The 25,219-nt window shown below is 70.3% G+C and carries 25 protein-coding genes and 1 pseudogene; 7 read left to right on the forward strand and 19 right to left on the reverse strand.

Annotation, left to right across the window (positions count from 1 at the left end; genetic code table 11):
• Positions 1-341 precede the first annotated feature (341 nt).
• A pseudogene (locus tag FH715_RS29620) lies at positions 342-626 on the reverse strand (helix-turn-helix domain-containing protein); the annotation flags it as partial.
• A 791-nt stretch (positions 627-1,417) separates the two neighbouring features.
• Between FH715_RS29620 and FH715_RS27310 the strand changes: the two are divergent.
• Positions 1,418-1,975, forward strand: coding sequence for an NUDIX hydrolase (locus FH715_RS27310; RefSeq protein ID WP_139650080.1), 558 nt, complete (start codon positions 1,418-1,420; stop codon positions 1,973-1,975).
• 104 nt (positions 1,976-2,079) lie between these two features.
• Here FH715_RS27310 and FH715_RS27315 read toward each other — a convergent pair whose 3' ends face one another.
• The 13 genes from FH715_RS27315 to FH715_RS27375 are packed head-to-tail and all read right to left on the reverse strand — an operon-like array spanning position 2,080 to position 11,915.
• Positions 2,080-2,712, reverse strand: coding sequence for a mycothiol-dependent nitroreductase Rv2466c family protein (locus tag FH715_RS27315; protein WP_139650126.1), 633 nt, complete (start codon positions 2,710-2,712; stop codon positions 2,080-2,082).
• A 58-nt stretch (positions 2,713-2,770) separates the two neighbouring features.
• The gene (locus FH715_RS27320) at positions 2,771-3,433 is read right to left on the reverse strand and encodes a 3'-5' exonuclease (RefSeq protein ID WP_139650081.1); all 663 of its coding nucleotides are present in this window, start codon (positions 3,431-3,433) and stop codon (positions 2,771-2,773) included.
• Positions 3,434-3,461: 28 nt separating this feature from the next.
• Positions 3,462-4,427, reverse strand: a complete 966-nt coding sequence (locus FH715_RS27325) for a phosphoribosylaminoimidazolesuccinocarboxamide synthase (RefSeq protein ID WP_139650083.1) — start codon at positions 4,425-4,427, stop codon at positions 3,462-3,464.
• Positions 4,415-5,092, reverse strand: coding sequence for an HAD family hydrolase (locus FH715_RS27330; RefSeq protein ID WP_139650085.1), 678 nt, complete (start codon positions 5,090-5,092; stop codon positions 4,415-4,417). The genes FH715_RS27325 and FH715_RS27330 overlap by 13 nt, the downstream gene beginning before the upstream one ends.
• Complete coding sequence (locus FH715_RS27335) at positions 5,089-5,850, reverse strand: nucleoside/nucleotide kinase family protein (protein ID WP_139650087.1); 762 nt, start codon at positions 5,848-5,850, stop codon at positions 5,089-5,091. The genes FH715_RS27330 and FH715_RS27335 overlap by 4 nt, the downstream gene beginning before the upstream one ends.
• A complete protein-coding gene (locus tag FH715_RS27340; protein ID WP_139650089.1) occupies positions 5,838-6,950 on the reverse strand; it encodes a DegT/DnrJ/EryC1/StrS family aminotransferase in 1,113 nt (370 codons plus the stop codon). Before FH715_RS27340 ends, FH715_RS27335 begins: the two co-directional genes overlap by 13 nt.
• The gene (locus FH715_RS27345; RefSeq protein ID WP_139650091.1) at positions 6,947-7,981 is read right to left on the reverse strand and encodes a radical SAM protein; all 1,035 of its coding nucleotides are present in this window, start codon (positions 7,979-7,981) and stop codon (positions 6,947-6,949) included. Before FH715_RS27345 ends, FH715_RS27340 begins: the two co-directional genes overlap by 4 nt.
• A complete protein-coding gene (locus FH715_RS27350; RefSeq protein ID WP_246109018.1) occupies positions 7,971-8,696 on the reverse strand; it encodes a thymidylate kinase in 726 nt (241 codons plus the stop codon). Before FH715_RS27350 ends, FH715_RS27345 begins: the two co-directional genes overlap by 11 nt.
• Positions 8,693-9,511, reverse strand: coding sequence for a class I SAM-dependent methyltransferase (locus FH715_RS27355; RefSeq protein ID WP_139650094.1), 819 nt, complete (start codon positions 9,509-9,511; stop codon positions 8,693-8,695). Before FH715_RS27355 ends, FH715_RS27350 begins: the two co-directional genes overlap by 4 nt.
• Positions 9,501-10,031, reverse strand: coding sequence for a phosphoribosyltransferase (locus tag FH715_RS27360; protein ID WP_139650096.1), 531 nt, complete (start codon positions 10,029-10,031; stop codon positions 9,501-9,503). The genes FH715_RS27355 and FH715_RS27360 overlap by 11 nt, the downstream gene beginning before the upstream one ends.
• Positions 10,032-10,071: 40 nt before the next feature.
• On the reverse strand, positions 10,072-10,707 hold the full coding sequence (gene folE, locus FH715_RS27365) for a GTP cyclohydrolase I (RefSeq protein ID WP_139650098.1): 636 nt from the start codon (positions 10,705-10,707) through the stop codon (positions 10,072-10,074).
• Between the two features lie 54 nt (positions 10,708-10,761).
• Complete coding sequence (locus FH715_RS27370; RefSeq protein ID WP_139650101.1) at positions 10,762-11,508, reverse strand: 7-carboxy-7-deazaguanine synthase QueE; 747 nt, start codon at positions 11,506-11,508, stop codon at positions 10,762-10,764.
• Positions 11,505-11,915 carry a 6-pyruvoyl trahydropterin synthase family protein gene (locus FH715_RS27375; RefSeq protein ID WP_139650103.1) on the reverse strand — a complete coding sequence of 137 codons (411 nt, stop codon included), beginning with the start codon at positions 11,913-11,915 and terminating at the stop codon, positions 11,505-11,507. Before FH715_RS27375 ends, FH715_RS27370 begins: the two co-directional genes overlap by 4 nt.
• 230 nt (positions 11,916-12,145) lie before the next feature.
• Here FH715_RS27375 and FH715_RS27380 point away from each other — a divergent pair, with 230 nt between their 5' ends.
• Positions 12,146-13,555: a Twin-arginine translocation pathway signal gene (locus tag FH715_RS27380; protein WP_246109019.1), complete on the forward strand. Its 1,410-nt coding sequence runs from the start codon at positions 12,146-12,148 to the stop codon at positions 13,553-13,555.
• A 300-nt stretch (positions 13,556-13,855) separates the two neighbouring features.
• On the opposite strand, the gene FH715_RS27385 is transcribed toward FH715_RS27380, so the two are convergent.
• From FH715_RS27385 to FH715_RS27400, 4 genes are all read right to left on the reverse strand, one after another.
• Positions 13,856-14,314: an NUDIX domain-containing protein gene (locus FH715_RS27385; RefSeq protein WP_139650105.1), complete on the reverse strand. Its 459-nt coding sequence runs from the start codon at positions 14,312-14,314 to the stop codon at positions 13,856-13,858.
• Between the two features lie 87 nt (positions 14,315-14,401).
• Positions 14,402-14,776 carry a DUF7848 domain-containing protein gene (locus FH715_RS27390; protein ID WP_139650107.1) on the reverse strand — a complete coding sequence of 125 codons (375 nt, stop codon included), beginning with the start codon at positions 14,774-14,776 and terminating at the stop codon, positions 14,402-14,404.
• Between the two features lie 13 nt (positions 14,777-14,789).
• Positions 14,790-15,236: a hypothetical protein gene (locus FH715_RS27395; RefSeq protein ID WP_139650109.1), complete on the reverse strand. Its 447-nt coding sequence runs from the start codon at positions 15,234-15,236 to the stop codon at positions 14,790-14,792.
• Positions 15,233-15,685, reverse strand: coding sequence for an ATP-binding protein (locus FH715_RS27400; RefSeq protein WP_139650111.1), 453 nt, complete (start codon positions 15,683-15,685; stop codon positions 15,233-15,235). The genes FH715_RS27395 and FH715_RS27400 overlap by 4 nt, the downstream gene beginning before the upstream one ends.
• A gap of 404 nt (positions 15,686-16,089) precedes the next feature.
• Between FH715_RS27400 and FH715_RS27405 the strand changes: the two genes are divergently transcribed.
• The 4 genes from FH715_RS27405 to FH715_RS27420 all read left to right on the forward strand — a co-directional run bounded on the left by FH715_RS27405 (position 16,090) and on the right by FH715_RS27420 (position 19,680).
• Complete coding sequence (locus FH715_RS27405) at positions 16,090-16,992, forward strand: helix-turn-helix domain-containing protein (RefSeq protein WP_139650113.1); 903 nt, start codon at positions 16,090-16,092, stop codon at positions 16,990-16,992.
• Positions 16,993-16,997: 5 nt separating this feature from the next.
• On the forward strand, positions 16,998-17,195 hold the full coding sequence (locus tag FH715_RS27410; protein WP_139650115.1) for a DUF397 domain-containing protein: 198 nt from the start codon (positions 16,998-17,000) through the stop codon (positions 17,193-17,195).
• A 221-nt stretch (positions 17,196-17,416) separates the two neighbouring features.
• The gene (locus tag FH715_RS27415) at positions 17,417-18,790 is read left to right on the forward strand and encodes a helix-turn-helix transcriptional regulator (RefSeq protein ID WP_139650117.1); all 1,374 of its coding nucleotides are present in this window, start codon (positions 17,417-17,419) and stop codon (positions 18,788-18,790) included.
• On the forward strand, positions 18,787-19,680 hold the full coding sequence (locus tag FH715_RS27420) for a phosphotransferase family protein (protein WP_139650120.1): 894 nt from the start codon (positions 18,787-18,789) through the stop codon (positions 19,678-19,680). The genes FH715_RS27415 and FH715_RS27420 overlap by 4 nt, the downstream gene beginning before the upstream one ends.
• A gap of 409 nt (positions 19,681-20,089) precedes the next feature.
• Here the strand turns inward: FH715_RS27420 and FH715_RS27425 are convergent, their stop codons facing one another.
• Positions 20,090-21,358: a cation:proton antiporter gene (locus FH715_RS27425; RefSeq protein WP_139650122.1), complete on the reverse strand. Its 1,269-nt coding sequence runs from the start codon at positions 21,356-21,358 to the stop codon at positions 20,090-20,092.
• Positions 21,359-22,848: 1,490 nt separating this feature from the next.
• Here FH715_RS27425 and FH715_RS27430 point away from each other — a divergent pair.
• The coding region (locus FH715_RS27430; RefSeq protein WP_139650124.1) for an AMP-binding protein at positions 22,849-25,219 on the forward strand (2,371 nt) is incomplete at its 3' end.

The raw sequence follows: 25,219 nt of genomic DNA on the forward strand, positions 1-25,219 counted from the left end.
CTCATCCAGATGTGGTATCAACGCCTGGAACTTCGCCGCCAGGACATCCTCGATCCCCTCCGGTCTCCCCATGCCAGCACAACGAGTCCCACAGCCAGAAGCCACGACTTGATTCCCGGCAAGCCCTTAGCGAGATTCGCGCCAGGCTCCGACATCCACGGGAATCGCTCCTCCATCGCCGCGTTGGTCGCGACCACGTCCCACGCCCCCGTCGTCAGCACCGCCGGAGCCCGCACATAGGCCACCATCAGCCGCAGCCCCTGGTAGGTGACCTCATCCTCCTGAGCCTCAAGGGAAGGAACCGGAAGCAGCTGCACAGCCTGGAGGAAAAGCGCGGCTCGCGCCGGCTGATCCAGCAGCAACGCGCTCGCCAGCCGCTCCAGCGTTCCACGATCCAGGCGAACCGACTCGCCCTTCTCCAGCTTCCTGTACCACCGCTCGCTCACCCCAGCCCGCTCCGCCACAACCGCCTGCGTCAAAGCACGGCGACGCCCCTCCCGGATGCCAGCAGCCCGCCGCCACCCACGCAACATCCCCCCGAGGCCCGCCTCGTCTCGGCGCGAACGCCCACCCGCCTCTACTCCTCCTTCGCTAGACACAACCCCATACTCGGACAGCCCGACCATGGGCGCCGGTCGAGCAGAGCCAATCGAGGGAGGAACCGTGCAACCAGGAGAAGCACGACTATCGAGAATGCCCGCAGCCCAACGGGCGACATCGAGGCGGTGAGTGGAACTCCTCGTCACCTCCGTCGTCGCACCACCGGTCGATCCTTGGTTGTCTCCCGGCACGCTCTGCGCGCACGGCCGTCAACCCACCAGATCGGTTCTGCCTCGGGACACAGGTCCATGCACCGTCTCCCCGAACGGCATCGACTCCGGCCACGGTCGGCACCCCGGCATCGAACTGAGCCGCGTCGCGCTCGGTGTGTTCTCCCGCAGCGCGGGGGATCTCCCGCGGCGCCCAGGCAAGCCCGCGAGCGGCACCTACGCGAGGGCCGGCTCAGCTACGCCGACCTTGGACCTGACAGCCTCGGGCGGCACCCGCCGACGCCGGCGTCGCGTTGCCTACCACTTCGTCCCGGCGCCGGACGGACACACCGACACGTCGCCGTCCGCCCCCTTCCTCGTCGGTAACCGGCTGCTGAGGTGCCCGGTCGACGACGCCCCTCCTCATCGAGGAGGGGGTGACCTGATGGAGCTGGCTCTGAGGAGCCTAGTCGGCCCCGACAACGGCGTGCCCACCGCGCCGCAGGAGGGACGCGTTGACCCCCGTGGCCCAGGCCCTGACTTGTAGAGTGCCAACTCCCGTACGCCACGGACTTTCGCAGGGCTGCCCGTACAGGCGCTTGGTGCTTGCGTCCGAGCGGTGGGTTGTCGGAGGTTTGACTCTCGGTTCGGAACGCGGGTGACTTGTGATGATCAGTGACTCCGAGATCTCAGGCGCCGTTGCGGCCTATCTCGGGTGCTATCCGGAGGAGGCCAAGCAACTGGCTGAGCCTTTGCGGCTGTTGGCCGGGGGCCGGGGCTTCGCCTCACGGCGCAGTTTCCCCATGCATGTGACGGTGGGAACGCTCCTCGTTCGCGACAGCACCGAGATTCTCCTCGTCGAGCACCTGGCCTACGGGATCACTCTGCAGCCCGGCGGTCATCTCGAGTCGACCGATGTCACGCTGGTCGATGCGGCGGTGCGCGAATTGACCGAGGAGACCGGTATCGACCCGGGGCAGATCTCCGTGGTCTCGCCGGCGCCTGTCTATATCGAGTACGGCAGGGTGCCCGCGAGACCGGCGAAGGACGAGCCCGAGCACCACCACCTGGACATCGGGTTCGCCTTCGCGACGGCCTGCGCCGAGGTCGGGCGCATTCAGGAGTCCGAGGTGACCGGTGCCGGCTGGTACCCGCTGGAGCTTGCCGAGCGTCTCGTCGGCCCTCGCATCGCGCGAGCGATCAGCGGACCGGCCAAGGTCGGCTGACCAGGACCGGCAGTCGTGGGCGCCGCCGTGCCCTCTCCTCCTGTTCCTGTCCGATGTGGTGAGGAGGAGGCCCATGGCCGGCAGGGGCCGCCGGGTGGTTTCGTTCATGCGAAGGAAGGCTTGCCGTCCCGGCTTCGCTTGAGTTCGTAGAAGCCGTCCGTCGTGGCGACCATGGCCAGGCCGTCCCAGAGCCGTCCGGCGGCGTCGCCGCAGGGGACCTGGCGGAGTACGGGGCCGAACAGGGCCGTGCCGGCGATACGCAGGACGGGCGTTCCGACGTCGAGGCCAACCTCGTCGAACGCCTCGTGGTGCGAGTGCTTGATGTGCTCGTCGAACTTCGTGCTCGCGGCGGCGGAGGCCAGGGAGGCGGGCAGGTGCGTCTCGGCGAGCGCCTCGGTGATCACGGTGGGGTCCTCGCGGCGTCCCTGGTTGTGCAGTCGGGTGCCGATGGCGGTGTACAGCGGGCCGAGGACGTTGCGGCCGGCGTGCGCGGCGGCGGCCGCGCAGACTCGCACCGCACCCCAGGCCCGTTCCATCAGCGCGCGGTAGTCGTCGCTGAGCCCCTTGCCCTCGCGCTGGTCGAGGTTGAGGTAGGCCAGCGACATGATCCGCCAGTCTGCGCGCACCGGCCGGACCTTCTCGACTTCCAGGAGCCAGCGCGAGGTGACCCATGCCCACGGGCACAGCGGGTCGAACCAGAAGGGCACATCGGTGCGTGTCTGCTCTTCCTCCACCATTGGATCGAGCACCGTCCTTTCTCAGATCGGAACGCGGTTGCCTTTGAGGTTGGGGTGGTCAGGCGTCGAACAGGTCGGCCTGGATGGGCCGGTTGGCCTTGGCGGTCCGCCCCGCCGTCTTCACCAGCGCCGCGAGGTCGAGGAGTTGGGGATCGTTCTCTGCGGCGCTGATGAGGTGGAGGAAGACCTTCGCGGTGACGTCAACATCGGCGGGGGCCCGGTGCCGGTCGGCGGGTTGGGGGATGCCGAAGTGGGCCAGCAGCGTGTCGAGTTTGTAGTTCGCGAGTCCTGGGATGAGGTGCTTGGCCAGGGGGATCGTGTCGAGGAGGTCGGTTCGGGCCAATGTGGGGCAGTGCTCGGCCTGGTGGTGGATGATGCCGGCCTCGGTGGCCGCGTGCTGGGCCACCAGCAGGTAAGGGGTGCCGACCGCGAGCCGCCGGTCCAGCGCCCCGAGTGCCTGGGCCGGGGTGGGAGCCTGCTGGAGCTGCTCGGCGGTCAGGCCCGTCTGGGCGGTGTCCGCCGGGGTCACCGGGGCGAACGCGGGCGGCCGGATCAGGGACGCGCTGCGGCCGGTCTCCTTCCACGCGCCGTCCTCGCAGCGCAGGGCAAGCGCGGCGACCTCGATCGGCTGGGCCGGGAAGCCGGTGGGCGTCGTCGTCTCGAAGTCGATCACCACGAAAGTCGTCGCCCGGAAGGCCGGGTCCTCGGTCAGGCTGCCCATGCGGTCGCCTTTCTCGTCGGTTGCGCCGTCACCGGCTGATGAGGCTGGCGGCGGCCTGGGTCGCCGTCGGCAGATCCGGAGCGTTCCAGTGCCGCTCGCCCGTCCAGGTCTCACTCAGGGACCGGTACAGGTCCGTCATCACCGGAAGGAACTCCGGTGGGAGCGCGGTCGGCTTCGGCCACCGGCTTCTGGGCACGCCGTCGGCGATCAGCCTGCTGGTGGGGATCTGGAGCCCGGAGCGCACGTACCAGTCCCGCAGGATCTGCTTGCCGCAGTGCACGCCGTCGAACATCAGTCGGCTCTCGTCCGGTGTGCCGGGGCTGTCGGCGAGCACCAATTCCTGATCGCTTGTCACCAGGTACTCGACCTTGCCGTCGCAGTGGCTCAGCCCGAGCCCGGCCGCGTGCCCGGTCAGCACCTCGTTGACCTTGCCGGTGATCTCGCGCAGGGCGTGGAAGCGCTCGTCGTCCAGGCCAGAAAGGTACTGGGCGTCGGAGGGGGTGAGGAACCGGTTGGTGTCTTCCCGGGTCGACGCGTACTCGATGAGCGGTCGCTCCAGTTTCTGGCCAACTGCGGGGACCGCGTCGAGTCCGAGGTCGTCCGGGGTCAGTTCGCCGGCGGCCAACCGCCGGTGGACGGAGCTTCCGGGCGGAAGCTCGTTGCGGAAGAGGACCTGGAGAGGCAAGAGGTAGTTGCCGGCGGCCGGGGAGTGGGGGCGGTCGGCCGGGTCCGGGAGGCGCGCGAGGGTGAACTCGATCTGGTTCGGCGCGATGTGTCGGCGGAAGTGCGTCCGCACGCCGGCCTCTTCGAGCAAGCGGAAGTTGAATGCGGCCATTCGACAGATCGCCTCGCCCTTGCCGGGGATCGGGTCCGGCATCCGGCCGTAGTGGAAGACGCTGTAGTGGTCGGTGTACTCGAAGACGCCGACGCCTGTCCTCGTCGCGGTGGGCGGTTCGACGATGCGCAGGTTCTTGGTCGAGTTCAGTACGGGCATCGTGCTCCTCGGGGCCGACGGCGGCGCGCTGTCGTCGCTTCCTCGTGGACGGTAGTCAGGTGGCCGTCGATCACGGTGATCACCCGCATACCGGCCGCGCGGGCGGATGCGATGCCGTCGGGAGCGTCATCGACCGCGAGGCAGTGCTCGGGCTTGACGTCCAGGCGGCGGGCGGCCGTGAGGAACAGTTCCGGGTTCGGTTTGCCGTGGGTAACATCTTCGCGCGTGACGACGGTGGTGAACGCGTCGCGCAGCCCCAGGGCGTCGAGTCCCGGGCTAACGAGCAGCTGGCTGGCGCCGGAGGCCACGGCGCAGGGAAGTCCGGCGCGTCGAGCCCGTCGCAGGAGTTCGACGACGCACGGGACGGGCGTGATCGTGTGGACCGAGGCCAGCAGGTGGGCGCGGCTGCGTTGGACGATCTCGTCGCGGGGCAGCACCTGGCCGCCGGGCAGCATCGCCAGGAGGTCGTGGATGGACAGGCCGATGTGCCGGCGGTACCAGGCGGGGGCCAGGGCGACGCCGTACGGATCGAGGGCGGTGCGCAGCGCGTTTTCGTGCTCGCGTCTGGTGTCGGCGAGGGTGCCGTCGAAGTCGAGGACCAGGGCCTCGACTTGCTTGTCGATCGTGGGAACGCAGCTCCCCGTGCTGTGCCTGGCCCGGCTCATGAGGCGTTCACCGGGGTGTGCTGCCGGCAGAACATGCACGCCGTGCCGGGGCCCTGCCACGGCTCCGCCAGGCAGGTCAGGTCGTGGCCGGCGCCCTGGAGCCATGTCCGGATCTGCTCGGCCGCCTGGTGCTCGTCGATGTCGCGGCGGTCCACGACCCGGTAGCGGACTGGGTCGGTGGCGGCGAGGCGTTCGAAGAGCGCGCCGGCCGCGCGCATGAAGTCTGCTTGCTCGTCGGTGAAGATCCGCCGGTCGCGCTGCTGCGCACGTTCCAGGGCCTTCGCAACGTCGTCGGTGACGAGGATGGTGAGGTCCGGCAGTGGCCGGTAGGAGGATGCGAGGTCAAGCAGGTCGATCGCTGTCTGGAGGGCGGTGTCGGGGTCGTCGGGGTGCAGCAGCAGTGCCTGGCATACGGCCGTGGTGTCGACGCTGCGGCCTTCGACGACCGCGCGCCCGCTGGTCAGGTCGGGCAGGACGGTGTCCAGGTCGTGCCGTTTGATGGCCATGAGGAGCAGGGTCTCGGTCATCGGGGTGCCGCCGCGCAGGAACGGGTCGCCGGCGCTGGCTTCGCGCAGCGCGCGGAGCAGGGCCTCGCCCAGGCCCTGGCGTCCGTTCGCCCGTTGGGAGAACTCATCCAGCATCAGCGGCTTGACCGCGAGGGTTTCGACGGCGCGGTTGGTGAGGTAGGTCTTGCCGACTCCGTTGAGGCCCTCGGTGGAGATCAACGGGCCGCGACGGCAGTAGGTCATGCGGGCCATGCGGCGGCCTCCCGGGTGATGACGGCGGCGTAGTGGTCGAGCACCGCTTCGTCGTCGCGTTCGGTGAGGATGAGCGCGAGGGTGTGGTCCAGGATGTGGGCGGCGCCACGGCACGGTGTCTGGTCGCCGCTGGTGAACATGGGCCGGGTGTCGCACGCCACCAACCGGAAGCTGCCGGTGGAGTTCGGCACTCCCCGTTCGGCGAGGCGCTCGGCGAACGCCCGGGGGCGGGGCAGGCGGATGTGCAGGAGCGGGGCGTAGTGGTTCCAGGTCTCGTCCGTCGCTGGCTGGAGCGGCGTGAGGCCGTCAGCGCCTTCCAGGGCGCGGAGGAGATAGGCCGTCTGGGCGCGGCGGCGCTCCAACAGGGCTGGGAATCTGCGCAGGTTGGTCTGGGCAAGCGCCGCGAGCGGTTCGGCCAGACGCCCGTTGAACGCGATGCGTTCCTGTGGGCCGCTGCCAGGAGGGGGAGTCAGCCAGTGGCTGCGAAAAGCCCGTACGTGGGCGGCGAGAGCAGCGTCGTCGGTCAGGACGAAGCCGCCTTCACCGCTCCAGAGGATCTTGCCGTCCTTCATGCTGAAGCACCCGGCCGCGCCAAGCGTGCCGGCCTTGATGCCAGTGCGTGACGTACCGGCAGCCTGGGCGGCGTCCTCGACGACGGTGAGCCCTTCCGCGGCGGCGAAGGCGCGGAGGCCGGCAGGGTCGCCCATCCTTCCCCACAGGTGCACCGGGACGATCGCCTTGGTCCTGGCAGTGACCTTGGCGGCGGCGTCGGTGTGGTCCAGGTCGAGGGTAGCGGGGTCGCTGTCGACGAACACCGGTCTCGCGCCGAGCTGAACGACCGGTGCGGCCGTCATGATGACGGTGAGCGCCGGCACCAGGACCTCGTCGCCCGGGCCGACGCCGATCGCGGACAGCGCGGCGTGCAGGGCCATCGTGCCGGAAGACACCGCGACCGCGCGGCGACTGGCGAACGCCTCGGCGAGGTCGTGCTCGAACCGGGCGGTGAACGCGGCGCCGGCGGGGTCGGGCATACCTGCCAGCGCTGCCAACATGCGCTGGCCGAGGGACTCCGTCGTGGGAAGAGGAGGCAGGCGGGTCACGGTGCCTCCCTCGCGAGGAGGCGAGGCATGTCGAGCACGAGGGGGCCCATGTTCACGCAGTCCCGGGAGAAGTGGGAGCAGTCCGTGCAGGCGGGGCGGTCGGCGAACAGGGTCCGCGCGTTGGCGCCGGTGATGGTGCGCTGCTCCGAGAGGGCGGTGGCGGCGATCCGCCGGTCGGAGGGGCAGTCCCACAGCGAGCCGTCGGGCTGGACGAAGAACAACCTCGCGCCGCCGAAGCAGTCCGCGACCCGGCCGCTGTCCTGGGTGGAGATCGAGGCGAGGAACTGCCGTGTGTAGGTGGGGTCGGGAAGGGCGAGCCCGCCGGGGTCCGCGTGAAGGCGGCGCAGTTGGTCCTTGACGACGGGGACGTCTTCGAGGGTGTGGCAGCGCTCGGCGAAGAGCCCGTGGTCGGGCGGGAGGGAGATGGGCTGCGGGACGTAGTAGTCGACGCCGATGTCGGAGGCAAGCCGGGCGACGTCGGTGATCTCCTGGGGGCGGTCGCGCATGACCACGGTGTAGATGCCGACCCGGGGGGCCGGCTCGCAGCCTCGTTCGCCCAGCAGGGTGCGGATGCCGGCCAGGACCTCGCGGTGGCCGACCCGGCCGGAACGGGAGGGCCGCAGCTGGTCGTTGACGGTCGCGTCCGCGCTGTCGAGGGACACCGAGACGCCGTCGACGCCGAGTTCGACGAGCCGCCGGGCGATGCCGGGCCGAGTCAGCGGCACGCCGTTCGTCGCGACGACGACCTCACACCCGGCGTCCTTGATCGTCTGGATCAGGCTGAGGGTCGGCAGCCAGTCCAGCGGCTCACCGCCGGCGAGGACGACCCGTTCGACCGGCGAGCCGGCCAGGGACCGGGCGAACTCCTCCATGACGGCGCGGTCGAGGTCGCGAACCGGGATATGCGACAGCACACCCGGCCCCTCGGGAAGCGTCTCCTTGTGCACCTCCAACTCCCCGAAGTAGCAGTGCGGGCAGCTGAAGGAACACGGTGAACGCAGGGCCCACAGCAGGGTGATGTCACGAGGCACGGCCGGCCTCCCGCTGTGCCAGAAGTGTGCGGACGGCGTCTTCGACGGCCTTGCCGGTCTCCGCCGGGCGGTGGCCGGTCACGTCGATCACGGTGAACCGGTCCGGCTCGGCAGCGGCCAGCTCTCGGTACAGCTGGTCGGTCTGCTCGATCACCGCCAGGGCGCTCGCCGGGATCGGTCGGCCGATGCGGGCGGCGAACCGGGCCACGCAGATCTCGCGGTCGCCGGTCAGCAGGAGGGTGGCGTCCGGCATCGACCGCCACCGGCGGGCGGTGGCCAGGATTTGTTCCGCCACCGTCCGGGCGGGTGTGGCCGGGTGCTCGGCGTGCAGGATCGCTCCCTGGCAGACGGCCACGCTGTCCACGCCCCGGTCCTCGACGATCACGTCAACGCCATCCAGCAGTTCGGGGGTAATCCGCTCGAACTCACGGAACTTCAGCGCCAGCAGCGCAAGCGTCTCCACCACCGGGTGCCCGGTCCGCAGGCAGACGTCCCCACCCGCAGCGAGGGCGGCGATCACCCGTCCCGGCAGGGTGTCGCCGGCCTGGTCGGTCAGCTCGTCCAGCCGCAGGCAACGCGAGCCAAGGGCGGCGGCCGTCGCGCGGACGGCGGTGGTCTTCCCGACCCCGTTGATCCCCTCCACGCTCACCCGCAGCGGACGGCCAGGAGCTTCTCCGCCACGGCGGGGTTCGAGAACCGTCGTGGTGGCGGTCATGCCGGCCTCCGGCACACGAACAGCAGCTCGGTCGCCCGGTCGGGCACGGCCACGGACGACACCGTGTCCAGCAGCGCCTTCGGCACCCGGGCGGCCAGGTCGTGGTACCAGTCGACCGCGCCGCTTCCGTACCGCTCGGCGAGTTCGGCGGCCACCTCGTCCGGCTCCGGCGGCAGCAGCCCCATCACGTCGTCCACGACCAGACCGGCGGCCTCGACCGCGCTCGCGACCTCCTCGCGCGACCACTCGTAGACGTGGACCCGGTACCGCAGCGGGCGCGGCGGGAGCCCGAACGCCTGCGGCGTGGAGAGGTACAACACGCCGTCGGGAGCCAGCGCCGCGCCGATGGCGGCCAGGCTCTTCACACCGAGCTGGTACGGCAGGTGCTCCAGAGCCGAGGTGTAGAGCGCGACGTCGAACAGCGGCAGCTTCGGCCAGGCGCCGGCCACGTCGCACTCGACGAGGTCGACGGGGAACGGATTGCCGTACTCCTGGCGCAGGACGGCCAGCCGCGTGCGGGCCTCGGCGAGGTTGTCCGGGCTGATGTCGAGGCCGACGTAGCGGGCGATCTTCGGCGCGTACCGGTGCAGCAGCGGCAGGGCCAACCCCCGGCCGCAGCACACGTCAAGCACACTGGCGCCGTCCGCGCACTGCTCGGCGACGATGAGGTGCTGCATCAGGTTCATCAAGCCCGACGGCTTCGCCTCACCAAGGCTGAGGGCGGTGTAGAAGTCGTCCATCTGGTTGGTGCTGTAGGGGCCGCTCATCGGCGTGCCCGGCCGGGTGCGGTACTGCTCGTCCAGTTCAGCGCTCATGCCGTCCCTCCCAGGGGAAAACGATCCAGGTGTCGTTCAGCGACGCGATGTGGTCGATGACGCGGTGGGGCTCGGTGCTCTGCGTCCAGTTGGCCCGGTTGACGGTGAGCACCGCAGTGCGCACCCGGGCGGGGCCGAGGTCGCGGAGCAGGCTGGCCGTGCGCGCGAGGGTCGCTCCGCTGCCGACGATGTCGTCGACGAGCAGCACGTCCAAGCCCTCCAGGTCGCCGAGCGACGCGGGGTTACGGGCGGTCGGCAGCAGGGTCTTGACGGCGTGGATGCCGTCGCCGCTGGTGCGAGTGACCTCGACGGTCCGCACGTCGCGGATTCCGAGACGGTGGGCGAGCATTGCGGCCGGGATCATGCCGCCGCGCACGATGGCCACCACCACGTCAGGCATCCCGCCGGCCGTCACCTGCCCGGCGAGGGTCTGGGTGGCGGCGTCGATGTCATCCCACGTCAGAAACACGGGGGCGGGCCGGTCAGTGTTGCTCGCGGGCGCAGTCGGTGACGTGGCCATCTGCTGTCCCTTCCTCCTTGCTCTGCTTGCCAGTTGAGAGTCAGGCCGCGTTCCACCGGGCAGCGGCGAGGGTGAGGAACTGCTGGTTGAGCGCCGGGTCGCTCCGAAACCGGCCGCCGGTGTGCACCGTGGTGGTGCGGGCGTCTTCCATCCGCACGCCGCGCATGTTCATGCACAGGTGCGTGCCGCGGACGGCGACGGCGACGTCCTCGCGTCCGATCACGCCGGCCAGGTGCTCGGCGAACTGGCGGGTGAAGCGCTCCTGGACCTGGAGTCGGCCGGCGAAGTGCCGGGCCGTCCGCCCGAACTTCGACAAGCCCACCATCTCGCCCTCCGGCACGTAGCCGGCGGTGACGTGCAGGTTCATGGGCAGCAGGTGGTGCTCGCACAGCGACCACACGCTCATGCCGCCGACGACGACCAGCTGGTCGCTCACCCGGGACTCGGCGAAACAGGCGGCCGGCGCGGCGTCGCCCGGGGACAGGAAGGTACTCCACCAGGCCGCGATTCGGTGAGGGGTGCCGAGCAGCCCTTCGCGGGAGGGGTCCTCGCCCAGCTCGACCAGGAGCTGGGAGATCAGGCCGGCGACCCGACCGGTGTCGATGGCCGCGATGGCGCGATTGGTCGTCGGGGCGAGGCTCGGGTCCGGCGTGGAGCCGGTGGCGAAGCTCGTCATGGACACTTCTTCCTCCCGGGAGTTGAGGGGAACGGATGGGCCAGGGGCGGGAGATCAGCGGCCTCGCGCGCCGGCGAAGGCAAGCACGTGCAGCCGGGTGGTGAAGTGCCAGTGCCGGGCCGCGACCGCGTCCGCGAGCACCCGCGTCGTCGCGGTGATCGCCTCCACGGTGTTGCCCTCGGGCATCACCCACACCGGCGCCAACCGGTGCGCGTCGGCCAGCTCGGCGATCCGGTCGAGGTCGGCCACCGAGGACGCGACGAATTTGAACACCGCCCGCCCGGACGCCGCGAACGCCTCCAGCGCGGCGGGCACGACGCTCTTGGCCTCGTCCACACCGAAGCTGGCGATCTTGGGCGAGACGTTGCAGTGGACGCCGTCAACCACAAGCTCGGGCAGCGGCACGAGGGTGCCGTTCGTCTCGAACTCCACCCGCTTCCCGGCGACCAGCAGCTGCCGAACGAGCGGCACCAGACGCTTCTGCTGGAGCAGCGGCTCCCCGCCGGTGATCACGACCAGCTCCACCGGCGAGGATGTCGCCCAGGCCACGAGGTCCGCCACCGTCCGCTTCGTCGACTCCTGGCGCGGGTCGAACCGGGCCCAGTCCCAGGTGTACTTGGTGTCGCACTTGGCGCAGGTGAGGTTGCACCGGGACAGGCGGATAAACAGGGCGGGGTGCCCGCAGCTCGGGCCTTCGCCCTGGAAGGTCGGCGCCTCGACGCCGAAGCACTCCGCGACGATCAGCCGGAACGCCGCATCGTCTGCCGCCGGGTCGATGTCGGTCGGCTCGAAGGTGGTCACCGCTCCTCCATGTGGAAGCGGGCCCAACTGCTCCTCGTCTCGCGGACGATGACGGCGACGAGGCGGCCGTGGACCTTCGGCTGGAGGTGTTGGATGAACCAGCCGGCCAGGAACTGGGCGAGGCGTTCCGAGGTCGGCTCGAAGGGGAGGATCTCGTGCAGGTCGCGGTGGTCCAGCTCGGTGTCCAGGAACGCCTTGAACGGGCCGAGCAGGCCGAAGTCCGTGACGAACCCGGGGTTCTCCAGGGTGGGCGCGGTCAGGATGACCTCGACCTCGTAGCTGTGGCCGTGCTGCCGGGCGCACTTGTGCCCGGGGGCCAGCCCGGCGAGCCGGTGGCCGGCCTCGAAGTCGAACTTCTTGCCGATGGTGAAGGTCCCGGGCGGCAACAGAATGGAACGTAAGTCCATGATGCTCCTTCTTGTGTTGCGGACGAGGCGCCTCCGGCCGCCGAAGGCCAGAGCAGCCCGGTGGGCTGGCGGAAGGTTCGGCGGGCGGTTGACACCGCCTCCCACAATGCGTTCGGAGCTGATCAGCCGTCATTGCCGGTGTCCTGTTGGAACATTGATGGGTCTGCGCAATGTCCGTCCGGTGTCCACCGCGACGCTGGCGGGCAGAGGTTGTGGCGAAGGGGCGGGCCATGAGCAGAGTCACCCGAAGTCGGCGCGCGGAGATTCAGCGGGAGGCATCCCGTATCCGTGCTCAGTGCCAGCGCGACGGGCACCCCCAGGAACGGATCGTCACCAGCCTCCGAACGGCGCTGCCGGAGCTGACGGCCCTGGAGGCGTGGCGTCTGGCGTTGGGGTGGTCGCGCCCGCAGGCGGTGCGCGAGGTGGCGGCCGTCTACCGAGCCGACGGCCTGCTGCCACCGGGCCTGACGCCGGCCGCGCTGTGCCGGTACGAGCACGGGCAGGAGGCGCCCGGAGACGAGTACCGGCTGATGATCTCCCGGGCGTACGGAGCCCGGCCCGACCAACTTGGACTGGCGACACGCTGCTTGTGGTGTAGCACCTGCGCGTCCCCGCAGCCTCTCCACTACCGTCAGCACCAGAGCGAGGAGACGACCACCAGCCGAAGGGGACCCATGACGACCGCCAGCGGACTGCCCGCCATCCGCGAATCCGTGCAGTGGGCCGTCCTGGAAGCCCCAGGCGACTCCCCGACCCTCGTTGCTCTGGCCGAGGCTGCCGTGGAGCACTACGCCCTCAACTACAGCAAGCACCCACCGGCCGTCCTCCTCGAAGAGGTCCGCGCAACACGGAACCTGCTGTCCAAGGCCGTCGCCGGAGCGGACCCCGGGGAAACGGAAGGCCTCCGGCGGCAGGTCGGCTGGCTGTCAGCGCTTCTCGGTAACCTCGCCTACCACCTGGACGACCGCGCCGGAGCCAGAACCCATCTCACCCTGGCCGGCGCGATGGGAGAATCCACGCACGAACCCGCGCTCTCCGCGTGGGCCAGCGGGGCACTGGCCATGGTCGCCACCGCCCGCAGGGACTGGGACCACGCCCAAAACCACGCACGGTACGGCCTGCAACACGCCCCCGAGGGCCTGCGCCGCGCCCAACTCCTGGGCTGGGCGCTGCTGCCCACGCTCGCGGCCACACAGCAGGTATCGGAAGCAGACGACGTCATCAGCGAAAGCGACGAGATCATGCGCTCCGCCGTGGAACTCCCCGGACGCTTCGGCTACGACCGAGCCGAGCACCGCCTGCACGTCGCCGAAGCCCACCTCACCCTCGAACGCTTCGACCGCGCCGCCGACGTCGCCCACGAATCCATCGCCGCCGCACCCGCCGAGACCCCGGCGTGGGTGGCCGCCACCCTCGTCCTCGCACTCGCCGAGGCCCGCGACACCCCTGAAGAAGCAGCCAACCGCGCCCTCGGCGTGCTCGACCTGATCCCTCCACAGCGCCTCCGGGCCACCGCCCGAACCCGCCTGGCCCGACTCGGACGCCTCCTCGACACCTCGACGATCGACTCGGCCACCCAGCTGGCGGAACGCCTGAGCACCCTTCCCGCCCCGATCCGAGCCGACGGCACAGCCGCGTAGCTCCCGAACACGACCGCCGGGGCAAGCCCACACCGCGAGACGCTTCGAGCTGATGCTCACGGCCATGATCTCCTCTCGCGGTGTGGGCGTGTATGCAGCAGCGCCGCACCCTTCGTCGATCAGACGAACACTGGTATCGCGGAGCCGCTGGCGTCCGGCGATCGGCGCCAGAACACCGTGGTCGCAGAACGCGCCCCCAGCTGTTGGACCAGCTCAGCGAACCCGGTGTCGAGGTTCACCAAGGTGCGGCGCTTTGGCCTACCCCCAGCAGGAACTGCGGGGCCGCGCTGTCGGGCCGGGTCAGATGAACGCGGCGTCGGGGCGGTCGGCGTTGACGAGGAGGGGGAGGCGGCGGCGCTGGCCGGCGGCGATGATCGCGTACTGGTACAGCGCCGGCGGCTCGTGCAGCTCGCGCATCGGCACCCAACTCGCGCCCCCGGCCGGGTCGTTGGACGGCAACTCCGGGATCACCCCGCCGTCCAGGACATAGGAGAAGCCGGTGAGCGCCCCGTCGTCATCCGTGGTCGGCGTGACGGCCAGCACCTCGGAGAGCGAACGGTCAAGCCCCGTCGTCTCGTTCAGCACCTCCCGCGCGGCGAGGATCGCGCAGCGCCCCTGCGGGACGGTGCCGTGCGGCAGCACCCAGCCGTCGTCCATCCCCTCCCGCTTCCCCCGCACCATCAGCACGTGGTTGGTCGCGGTGGTGGCCAGGATGTGGAAGGTGAACGGAACGGGCGAGGTACGGATGGTCGTGCGCATGAGGGTTCCTTGTTCCTTGCTGTGGTGATGAGTTGGTTACTTGCTGCGTTGGTTGAACGGGTTGAACGGACAGGTCGGGTCGGATGGCTAGTAGGTGAGGGCGGGCAGCAGCCCGGACAGCGCCGTCAGCAGGCACATCAGCCCGACGAACGCCGGCCCTAGCACGCCGCCGCCACGGGGCGTGGACGGTTCGGCCGGCGGCTCGGGGCGGGGCACCACCCGCCAGTGCCTCTCCGTGCGGGCGAGGAAGAGCGTGTGCTCCGGCTGGTCCTGGGAGTGTTGGACCGCCCATACCGCCACCGGCAGCGGGTCGTCGTCGAAGAGCGGGGACGTGGCCTCGCACGTCATGCAGTCCACGCCGAAGATTCCCTCCGGCACCCCGGGCCCGCGTTCTTCCACCAGCACCCGGTCCGCGCCCCTGACGATGGACACCCTGTCGCCGCCGTCGTCGTCGTTCGTCACGAGTCCCCTTTCTTCATCCGTTGGTCGTGTCCTTCGTTGCCCGGTCGCTGACGTCGGTCTCGGGGTGCCAGAACCGTGTGCCGAACGTCGTGCGCGCCGGGTGGTGCCACCGCCCGTGAGGCGGTGACGGCGCCCGGGCGCGTCCGAGCGGTTGGTACGGCGGCACCGGCTGTCCTTCGCCGTCGAGCGGGGCTGCCCGGGCTGCGTCGGTGAAGTCCCAGGCCATCGCGTTCAGTTGCCGCAGGCAGGTGTCGCACGCGTACAGCGGAGCGGTGTCGCCCTCCGAGGTCAGGCAGCCGATCCACACCACCGGCGCGACTCGATGGCCGCAGAAGAACCAGCAGGGCCCCAGGGCCCACTGCTCCTCCCCCAGCCGCCCCGGCAGGGGGATCTGGAACTCCCACTCCGCGTCGCCGAAGAGCGTCGGAGCGGTCGGGCGGCCGTCCCTGTCGGCGCTCATGCGGCGCCTGCCTCGGGCAGTGCGCCCCAGCACGAGAACCACACGACCTTGCCCAGTCGGTAGGACGTGTCGGTGACGAGCGGGATGGGCATGTAGCCGAATCCGTCGGCCATCTCGCGCAACAGCCACAGGCCACGGCCGTCCTCCGAGCACCAGTCAGGGGTCCGCACCACGGGCAGCTGCTTCGACTCGTCGAAGACCTGCACCACCACGTCGGCCCCCACCCGCATCACCCGTAGGCCACACCGCCGACTCGCCGTGTGCTTGGCGACGTTCGCCAGCAGCTCGGAGACGCCCAGCCGCGCCAACTCCACGGCCTCCCGCGAGGCCCGCCAGTCGGCCAACGCGTCCGCGATCGCCGCACGCCACCGCTCGATCTCCTGCGGGCTGACGGTCAACAACCAGCGGACGTCCTGCTGAACGCCAACGGTTGGAACATGAGCGGTCATGCTTCCTCCAGCGGGCCGTACCTCCGAAGCACGGCGATCGATCGGCCCGTCGACGAACTGGTCCCGTCGGGGTCGTCTATCGCCGAGCGGCAGTTGATCGGGCCGGCCGTTTGGCGCTCCCGTGGCGCCACTGCCCCTCGGGAGGGCGCTATCGGAGCTGGTCACCCGGAGAGGCGCGGCCCTGGAGTTGAGTGGTTTGGCCACCGGAGAACCTCTCGGGTCGGCTGTGGTTGCGTGGAGTTGGGAGTATGGCAACGACTCATGCGCCATGAATCACTCATGGCGGAAGTGTCCGCATGGCTGATGCGCGTCGACTCGGAAGCCACACATGATCCGCCGTGCGATCCTTGTGGCTGCCCGCACCGGCGCGGAGACTTGCGGCATTGCTTCAGAGGGAGCGCGTGATGGCGGACAGACAGGTCGATACGGCCGAGATGGAACAGGTGGGACCGACCACGCGGCGTCGGCAACTCGGTCTTCGTCTCCTGGCGCTACGCGAGGAGGCGGGCCTGTCGGCCGGCGCCGCGGGGGAACGCGCCGGCGTCTCGCAGGCCACGGTCAGCAGGTACGAGCGTGGCCACGGTAACGTCCGATGGAACCAGGTGGAGGCGCTGTGCCGCGTCTACGGCACAACGGACGAGGAGACCCAGGAACTCATCTCTCTGGCGAAGAACAGCAAGGCGACGGAGGGGTGGTGGGTTCCCTACGCCGGGCGGCTCAGTCGGCCGATGCGACTCCTGCTCGCCATCGAGGACGAGGCGTCGCGTGTCGAGCAGTACGCGGCCGGCGTGGTGCCGGGCCTCCTCCAGACCCTGGAGTATGCGAAGGCGATCAAGCAAACACCGGGCAGCACGATCCCACCGGAGGACGTTGACGAGTACCTCGCCATGAGGATGCATCGCCAGCAGATCCTCGACCGGACAACTCCCCCGGCGTTCCGGGTGGTTCTCGACGAGAGCGTGCTCCGGCGCGTCGTGGGCGACCCGGAGACCACGGCGCGGCAGCTCGACCACCTCCTGAGCCGGGGGGCCGAGCCGAACATCACCCTCCAGGTCCTGCCGTTCGCGCAGGGCGTCTACGCCGCCGCACTCGGCAATGTCATCGTCTATGGCGGGGCTGACCCGTCGCTCGATGTCATCTTCATCGAGACGGCCGGCGGCTCGCTCTTCCTGGAGGAGCCCGAGGCACGACAGGTCTATGCCCAGGGCCTGGCGTTCCTGCGCGAGGAAGCGCTCGACCCGGACGCCTCGGCGCAGCTCATCGCCGAGGCCCGTTCATCGCATCTGCGAAAGAAACGAAAGAAGTAAGGAACATGGCAGATCAGGCCGAACCGCAGTGGTTCAAGAGTTCGTACAGCGGCGCGCCCAACAGCGAGTGCGTCGAGTGCGCGACGGCAGGGCAGAGCGTTCTGGCCCGTGACTCCAAGCAGCCCGGCGGCCCACGCGTCGCCTTCTCCCCCGCCGCCTGGTCGACGTTCGCGGAGGCACTGCGCGCCCGGATACTGGGCTGAGCCCCGGCACTCCCCAGGAGCCAGAATCCCCTGCTGGTCGGCACGGGTGATCACGTGCCGGCCAGCCGACCGTCCCGAAGTACCGCTGCCCGGCCGGGTCTTGTGACCCCCTCGGGCAGGGTAGAGGACCGCCAGTTGATGGAACGTCCGCGGAGAACCCACCGCGATGGGGACATCCCCACACTCGCCAGGTTGTCCGCATCAGCGCAGGCGAGGATGCCATGCCACAGCCAGAACGCCCCCTGGACGACACCGTGTCGATGCGCGCCTGGTTCGGCGTCGAGCTGAGGAACTGGCGCAAGGTCAGAGGGCTGAGCACCCAGGCTCTCGGCGACAAGGTCCAGCTCAGCAAGACCTCGGTCGAGAGGATCGAGAAGGCCGAGCGTTCCTGCACACCGAGACTGGCCGCCGCGTTCGACGACGCCCTTCAGGCCGGCGGGGCGCTGAAGCGCCTCTGGCGGCGGGTCGAGGACGATGAGGACAGGGACCGTGATGCGGACATCGGTCGGGTGCCAGGAGACCGACACCGCATCGGCCCGAGGACCCCGGGCAGGATGGCTCCAGACCGACGACCGCTCCTGGAGTCGCCGGTGGAACGCCGAGCCTTCCTCGCCGCAGGCGGCATGGCCGCCGTGGCCCTCACCGACCTGGCCCCGCACCTCGCCCACGCCCTGCCCAGGAACGTGCGGCCGGAGGACATCGAGCAGATTCGCTCTGCGGCTCGCGACCACGCCAGCTGGGACAACCGCTACGGCGGTGGCGGCCTGGCGCGCGCCACGGCGGTCGGGCAACTCCACTGGGCCTCCAACCTGCTCAACGTCGCGTGCCCACCGAAGCTCGAACCGGAGCTGTTCACGGCCGTGGGCGTCCTCGCCGCGACGTTGGGGGCATCGGCCTTCGACGCCTACGAACACGAGCACGCGGCGCAGCTCTTCGGCCTCTCGGTCCAGTGCGCCGAGCGCTCCGGCAACTGGCATCTGCGGGCCCGAGCGCTCAACTGGCGCTCTCGGCAGGCCACTTGGCGAGGGTCACCCGACTGGGGGCTGACGTACGCCGAGATGGGGCTGGTGCGAGCCGACCGCCTCACCCCACGTGAGCGGGCCATGCTCCACGGAGCCCGCGCCAGGGCGTTGGCGAAGATGGGACAGCGCGAGGCCACGCTGGCCGCCATCGGACGCGCCGACGATGCCTTCGCCCTCGCCCGCCCCGGCGAAGACCCGGAGTGGATGGCCTACTACGACTACGCGCAACACCATGGCGACACCGGGCACGCCGCCTTCGACATCGCCCTCCTGGACGGCCAGCCCGCGCACCTGGCCGAGACGCGCCTGAGCACCGCGATCGAGCACCACACCGACGCCTACGTGCGCTCCCGTTCCCTGTCCGGAACGAAGTTGGCGACCCTGGTCATGCGCCGAGGCGACCCGCAGCGGGCGGTGACGATCGCCCACCGGGCGCTGGAGGAGATCGGGCAGCTCCGTTCGCAGCGTGCGGTCACCGACGTCGAGGCCCTGGCATCGGCGTCGTCCCGGTTCGCCCGGCGAGCGGACGCCGCCGAGTTGCGCGAGCGCATCCGGATCGCGGTCGCGCTATGACCGATCCGCGCGTCGAAGCGTCCCTCGCGCTCCTGCGGCGGATCGCCGCCGCCGCTGGCCTCTCCGCAGAAGGCGCCCAGCCCATCCGCCTCGGCGAGAACGACCTGTGGTGGCTTCCGAAGAGGGTCGTAGTTCGGATCGCCCGCGCCGGCCAGGAGGCCGCCGCCGCACGCGAGGTCGAGGTCACCCGCTGGCTCGCCGAACACCAGGTCCCCGCCGTCCGCCCCCTGCCGATCGAACAACCGGTCCAGGTCGGCGGCCGATGCGCGACCTTGTGGGAGGAACTCCCGCCCCACCGCGCCGGCACCGGACCAGAGCTGGCCAAGCTCCTGAAGGACCTCCACCAACTCCCGCCCCCCGCCCGCGACCTCGGCCTCAGGCCGCTGGACCCGTTCGTCCGCCTGGAGGCACGCATCAGCGCGGCCAGCGCGCTCACCGACGACGAACGACGGTGGCTCCTGAAACACCTCGCCACCCTGGAAGAACAGTGGGCGGCCCTTCCCCCCGGCATGGACGCGTGCGTGCTCCACGGCGACGCCTGGTACGGCAACGTCGCCGTCACCGAGACCGGCACGGCCTACCTACTGGACTTCGAGCGAACATCGATCGGCCCTCCGGAGTGGGACCTCACGGCCACCGCCGTCGACCACGAAACCCTCGACGCGCTCTCCCAGGACCAGTACCGGAAATTCTGCACCGCCTACGGCCACGACGTCATGACCTGGCCCGGATACCCCACCCTTCGCGGCATCCGCGAACTCCGCAAGGTCACCTTCGCCTTCCAACTCGCCAGCGAACGCCCGGCCACGCTCGAACAGGCCCGCCACCGACTCGCCTGCATCCAAGGACAACGCGGCCCCCGCCCCTGGACCTGGCCCCCGGCAGCCTGATCATCCCCGCCAGCCGCCGCAACGTCTCCGGTAAGCCATGCGAGCAGTGTGGCAGGTGATCACCAACTGACGTGCCGACGCGGTGAGCTGAGAACTGGCGGATGCTGGTCAGGATGCTTCTACTTCGTGGTGGGAGCTGAAGGGCCTCCGCGTCAACGGCGATCTGCTTCCGAAGGCTTCGGCGCGAACCACTCCCGGACCGTCGGGCCAGGCCCTCCGCCTCCACGCAGCCGCCCGCCGAGCGAGCTGCGGGGAGTCGCCGCCCGGGGCGCGGAGTTCGCCTCCCGCATTGGGCGGGCCGGGTACGTGCGCGACAGGCCAGCCCCGGAAGGCCCCCGGCCGGAACGCGGGCGGGGGCCCGGCGGGCAGTCGGATGCCGCGTCGGACGCGAACCGTCGCGGCGCCCGCTTCAGATGGTGGTGTCCACCATGCGTTCGGCATCATCGTCCTTGATCCGCAGTCGGCCGCTGTCCTGACCGGGGCGTCCGACGACCCAGGTCAGCATCGGACCCGCCATCGCTGTCGTGACCACGGCCATCACCACCATCAGCGAGTACAGGTCCGGCCCGAGGAAGCCCATCTGGAGGCCGACGTTCAGGACGATGAGCTCGGTCAGGCCGCGCGTGTTCATCAGCGTGGCCAGCGCAGCGGACTGGCGGACCGGCACCCGGTTGAGCCGGGCGGCGAGGAACGCGCCGCTGAACTTGCCGCCGATGGCCACCAGCAGGATCAGCAACAGGGCGCCCACCCCGGACGTGCCCAGGCCCGACAGGTCCACGTTCAGGCCGGCGACAAGAAAGAACACCGGCAGCAGCAGCGTGCCGTTCATCTGCCCGAGCCGGTCCTGCACCTCGTCCCGCAGGCGCTCGACGCCGGAGCGCGGAAGGATCACGCCGAAGAGAAAGGCGCCGAAGATGTAGTGCAACCCAACCCACTCGGTGGCGGCGGCCGACAGCAGCAGGCCGGCCAGCACGAACGCGAACGTCGCTGGCGTCAGCCTCAGTTCGGGCCGGCGGGCGGCGTAGCGGCGCAGCAGGGGTCGGATGACGAAGAGCATGAACAGCAGGTAGGGGACGGCGAGCACGATCCGCCACTGCTCCTGGTCGGCCGGGCCGCTGATCGCGACCACGCCGGCGAGCAGCGTCCAGGCCAGCACGTCGTCGATCGACGCACAGGCCAGCGCGACCACGCCCAGCGGAGTGCGGTTCATGCGCCGGTCGGTGAGGATGCGCGCCAGGACGGGGAAGGCCGTGATCGACATGGCGATGCCCATGAACAGCATGAACGCCGTCCGGTCGCCGGTACCGTAGTCGTCCATCAGGTGCAGGGCGAGCAACATGCCCAGGCTGAACGGCAGCAGGATGGAGCTGAGCGACACCGAGGCAGCGAGTCCTCCGCTGCCCCGAATCATCGCGGCGTCCCAGTCGAAGCCGACGATGAACATGAAGACCGCGACGCCGATGGCGGCCAGGGCGGTGAGTAACGGCCGTATGTCATCCGGGAAGAGGGCGTCTGTGACGGCACCGCCGAAGAGAGTCGGCCCCAGCGCGATGCCGGCGAGAACCTCGCCGATCACCGCCGGCTGTCCCAGCCGTTGGGCCAGCACGCCGAGCAGACGGGCCAGCACCACCAGCGCGGCAAGGCCAACAAGAAGTGACGTGGTCTGGTGTGTGTCCACAACATCCCTCCGTGGATGGCGGACCGCTCCGCACCCTCGATGCGGCGTGCGCGGGCAGGCACCAGCGAACGGTCCGACGAAATGACAGGAAAAGCCGATGGGCGCCGCGTGACGGGACGGCTTTCGACGCCTGCGGGGGTGCGCATCGCGGGAGACGTGCGGACCGACGTTCCCGGGGCGGTGCGCGGGCCCGCTCCACTGCTGGTTCGGCGGTCGGCGGGCGCGCGGATCACGTCGGCCGTTCCCATGGACACGACGATGCGCCACCCCGGACGCACGAGGACACACGAGGGATCCCTGCGGACCGGCCGACGCGGTCTCCGGCCGTGTGCGCGGGTGGGCGACGCGTTCCCCTCACACCGCGACGGTTCGCGGCGTCGATAAGCACAAATCCACAATTTCCCCCTTCAATTGCGGAATGCCACCACTCAGCCAGAGCACGGTGTGCGGGCCGCCCGGCCTGTTGCCCGGCGGGCAATCGCCCTGGAGCACGCGAAGCGTTGACTGTCAGCATCCCCCGTAGACCGACGCCGCTCCCGGCGCTCGACGCGTGGCTGGTCTTCCCCACACGAGCGCCATCGGGAATTGGCGATGTTATTGTGAGAGAACGTTGACAGCGGCTGACCCTAGACGAAGCCGTCCGGGGCCGTCAAGGACGACCCCCGCCGCACGCCGCCCAGAGCACCCGCCACCTTTGGCCCGAACTCAGTTGCTGCCGACGGGACTTGAGCGCACGTCAGAGGAGAGCCGCCCCCTCCCCCGGGCCGACCGGGACGATCGCCAGCGGCCGCCGCCCCGTCCTTGACGACCAGGACGGAAGGTCTTAGCTTTGCCGATGACATCAGAAATCAACGGCAACATCGTCAACATTCGATGAGACCGGCGAAGCGCCGACCGCCTCTTCCGCGGTGACCACTCGCCAGACGACAGGCCAACGCCGGTCTACGGGGGATGCCGATACCTCACGCCCCGCGCGCTTTGGGACGGGCCTCGCCCTGCCCGGAACGGGCCAACCGCCGGCTCGACGCGCGGGTGCACGGCGGGCATTCCGCGACCACAGGGGGAACCATGGATTCTGACGTCCGCACAGCACCACCAGGGCGGCGTGATGCCTCTCCGCCCGCCGTGCGGGCCCGGTCGGTCGACGTGAGTTCCCGACCGGCCGCGAGCTCCCGACCGGCCGCCATTACCCAACCGGCGTGGCCGGCCACGCCGTTCGCCCCGGAGTGCGGGCGCACCCACCGGACGGGCGGGCGGCCGTCATCCCCGACACCATCGGGCTTCCGTCATCGCCCTCTCGTGTCATCGCCGCATCACCCGGTCCCGCCCCGCGGAACCCGTCCGTCCAGCGGCTGACGACGGCGACAGAGACGCGCAGCGGTGCCCCGTGCCCGCGCCAAGTTTCCATCACCAGGGGTGTCATCGGCATTCCCGTGATGTGACCCAAACCTTCTTCACTTCGTTTTCTCCCGAGCATCGAGGCGATACCGATGGCTTTTCCCGATGGACTCATCAAGGCCGACACCCTCGTGGAGCTGGCCCGCGCCCGCGCGATCGAGCAGGCCGACCAGTTGGCCTACGTCTTTCTCTCCAGCGACGGCACCGAGGAGATGCGCTGGACCTATGCCCAACTCGACCGGCGCGCCCGGGACATCGCGGCCGCCCTGCGCACCACGGCCAAACCGGGTGACCGGGCGCTGATCCTCCAACCGCCCGGGCTGGAGTATGTCGCCGCGTTCCTCGGCTGCCTGTATGCCGGCCTCATCGCCGTCCCCGCCTATCCGCCCCGGGCGACCCGCAAGCTCGGACGCCTCCAGGCCATCATCGACGACGCCCAGCCGAGCGTTGCCCTCGTCAACGAGGCCATCGCCAGGAACTCGGCCCGCTACTTCGGTGACGGCGCCGCCCAGGAGGGCCCGCACTGGCTGAACACCGAGGCCATCGGGGCGAGCGACGAGGAATGGGTTCCGCCGGAGGTCACCGGGAGCGACATCGCGTTCCTCCAGTACACCTCGGGAACCACCGCCACGCCCAAGGGCGTGATGGTCAGCCACGCCAACATCCTTCACAACTCCCATCTCCTGCACCGCCGTCTGGAGCACACACCGGACTCCCGCTCGGTCAGCTGGCTTCCGCCGTACCACGACATGGGGCTGATAGGCGGCGTGCTGCAACCCCTCTACGGGGGATTCCCCGGCATCCTCATGGCCCCCGCCACCTTCGCCCGCGACCCGTACCAGTGGCTGCGCGCCATCTCCACCTACCGTGGCACCACGTCGTACGCCCCGAACTTCGCGTACGACCTCTGTGTGGAGAAGGTCAGCCCGCAGCAGCGCACGACGCTCGACCTCAGCACCTGGCGGTTCGCCTGCAACGGCGCGGAACCCGTCCGTCCGAGCACCCTGTGCTCCTTCGTCTCCGCCTTCACCGACTGCGGATTCGACCCCGCCAGCATGTCCCCGGGCTACGGCCTCGCGGAGGCCACCCTCGGGGTCACCGGCGGAGAACGGTCGGCCGTCTCGGGCGACTTCTCCGCACAGGGCCTCGAACGCGGGGAGGCCATCCCGGCGAGCGCACCGTCCGACGACGCCCGCACGTTGGTCAGCGCCGGCAGCAGCTTGGACCCCGAGCAGCGGGTCCGCATCGTCGACCCGGAGACGCACCGGGTGTGCCCCGAGGGCCGGGTCGGTGAGATCTGGGTGGCGGCCGACAGCGTGGCCCAGGGCTACTGGCAGCGGCCCGAACAGACCGAGTCCACCTTCCGTGCCCGCCTCGCCGGGGGCAGCGAGCCCTTCATGCGCACCGGAGACCTGGGCTTCTGGCACGACGACCGGCTCTACATCACCGGCCGCAGCAAGGACCTCATCATCGTCCGTGGGCGCAACCTCTATCCCCAGGACCTCGAACTGTGCGTGGAGCGCAGCCACCCGTCCCTACGCGCCAACGGGTGCGCCGCCGTCGCCCTGGACGACGCGGACGGGGAGGAACAGCTGCTGATCGTGGCCGAGGTCACCCGCGAGAGCCACGACCCCGACCTCGACGCGATCACCACCACCGTCACCCGCGCCATCGCGTCGGAGTTCGACGTCGCCGTGCACGTGCTGGTCCTCATCCGCAGCGGCACGCTCCCCAGGACGTCCAGCGGGAAGATCCAGCGGCACGCGAGCCTGCGGGCCTACCTCGACGGCGAACTGCACGTGCTCGCCCAGTCGTCGGGCGGCGACCGCCCCGATGCCGACGCGGCCACGCCCTCCGAGGTCGGGTCGGCCCTCCCCGGGCGTGCCGAGCGGGCGGTCCAGGACTACCTGCGGGCCGCGACGGCCCAGCAGATCAGGATTCCCGGCGCCAAGGTGGCCCCCGACGACCGGCTGCTCGACATCGGTCTGGACTCCCTCGCGACATTCAACCTCCTCTCCCGGATAGCCGAGGAGCTGGGGGCATCGCTGCCGGCGACCGTCCTCATGGACAACCCCAGCATCGCCGAACTCGCGCGGACCATCGTCCTCCAGCGGGGCGACGCCCTGCCCATCGGGCCCGACGGTCAGCTCCACACCACCGACGGCGGCGAGTCCTCCCTGCCGGCCGTGGTGAAGGCGGTGGCGGAGCGGTTCGAGCCGTTCCCGGTGACGGACACGCAGCAGGCCTATCTCGTCGGGCGGACCGACGCGGTCGAGATGGGGAACGTCTCGACCCACGCGTATATCGAGTACGAGGGCGGCGAGCTGGACCTGGAGCGGTTCACGCTGGCGTGGCGGCGGGTGATCGAGCGGCACGAGATGCTGCGCGCGGTGATGGACCCCGCCAACAACCAACAGCGCATCCTGCCCGAGGTGCCCGCCTTCTCCCCCACGGTGATCGATC

Source organism: Streptomyces sedi, assembly GCF_006335015.1.
Lineage (GTDB): Bacteria > Actinomycetota > Actinomycetes > Streptomycetales > Streptomycetaceae > Streptomyces > Streptomyces sedi.